Annotated in this window: 1 protein-coding gene; it reads left to right on the forward strand. The window is 72.6% G+C overall.

Going from position 1 to position 1,458, the window contains the following annotated elements; translation table 11 throughout:
• Positions 1-1,458 (forward strand): tetratricopeptide repeat protein (locus tag EU811_RS23430; protein ID WP_142940613.1); only part of this gene is annotated, 1,458 nt, incomplete at both ends.

The following is a 1,458-nucleotide window of genomic DNA, read 5'->3' on the forward strand; positions in this document are numbered from 1 at the left end:
GATGAACGACCTACCGGCCGCGCTGGCGGCCTTCGACCGGGCGGACGAACTCGCCCCCGACACCTGGTGGATCATCTCCGAGCGCGCGGAGGCCTATCGGCTCGCGGCCCGGTTCGAGGAGGCCGTCGCCGATTTCGACCGTGCCGTCGCCCTCGACCCGACCAACGACGAGGTCCTGACCGGGCGAGCCGTCTGCCGACAGGCTCTCGGGCGGTACGACGAGGCGCTCGCCGACTTCAACCGTGCGCTGAGCATCGACGGGGAGTACGTGTGGGCGCTGGTGCGCAGAGCCCGGCTGCGCCGCACCAGAGGGGAGCCGGACGAGGCGTTCGCCGACTTCGACCGCGCGGTCGCGCTCGCGCCCGACGAGGCCTGGGTCGCGTCGGAGCGGGGTGACGCCTACCGGCGCGCCGACCGCTACGAGGAGGCCGTCACCGAGCTCGGCCGGGCCCTCTCCCTCGAACCGGACTACGCCTCGGCCCTGGCCAGCCGCGGTCAGGCTCTCCATGAACTGGGCAGGTACGAGGAGGCGTTGGCGGACCTCGACCGGGCGGTCGAGCTGGAGTCCGACTACTCCTGGGCGCTGGTGATGCGGGCCCACACGAAGCACGAACTGGGCAACCGGGCAGGCCTGTTCGAGGACCTGCGGCGAGCCGTGGACACGGATCCCCACGTCGACTGGACCAGTTACGAACTGGGCGTGGCGTACCGCGACGCGGGCCTGTACGAGGAGGCGGTCACCGTCTTCCGACGCGTACTGGAACGCAGCCCGGACGACCACATCACCCTCGCCAGTCTCGGCGGGACCTACCGCGCCATGAAGGACTACCCGGAGGCCCTCCGCCACCTCGACCGCGCCCTGGAGCTGGAGCCGGACCACGGATGGGCCTATGCCTCACGCGCCCGGGTCGGCCTGGCGACCGGCCGGAGCGAGCGGGCGCTGGCCGACCTGGACCGGTGCGTCGAACTGGGGGTGGAGGCGGACTGGGCACGTCGTTCGGCCGTCGAGCTGCTGATGCTGTGCGACCGCTGGGACGAGGCGTTGACCCGCCTGGCCGACGCCGACCGGGCGCCGACACCCGAGGACGACCTGGACGACCTCCGCGTCGAGGCACACCGGCACGCGGGGCGGTGGACCGAGGCCCGGCAACTGGCCGAGCGGATGCGGGAGGCGGAGCCGATTCCCGGCACCTTCCAACTGGCGGTCACGTTCAGCAGATCCGAGGGGCTGCCGGCCGCCGAACCCCTCTGGCGAGAACTGGCCGGGAAGATCGAGGAGGGCGGCGGACTGGGCGAGCCCGAGCGTGCCCAGGGCCGCTGCTTCGTCGCCTGCGCCCTCGCGGACTGGCCCGCCGCCGACCGAGGCCTGACCGACTTCCTGGCCACGACCCCCGACTGGGACGACTTGGCCAACCTGGTCGCCGTCCTCACCGACGTACTGGAAAGCCCCGGCCCCGA

The organism is Arthrobacter sp. TS-15 (assembly GCF_006964045.1).
Lineage (GTDB): Bacteria > Actinomycetota > Actinomycetes > Actinomycetales > Micrococcaceae > Arthrobacter.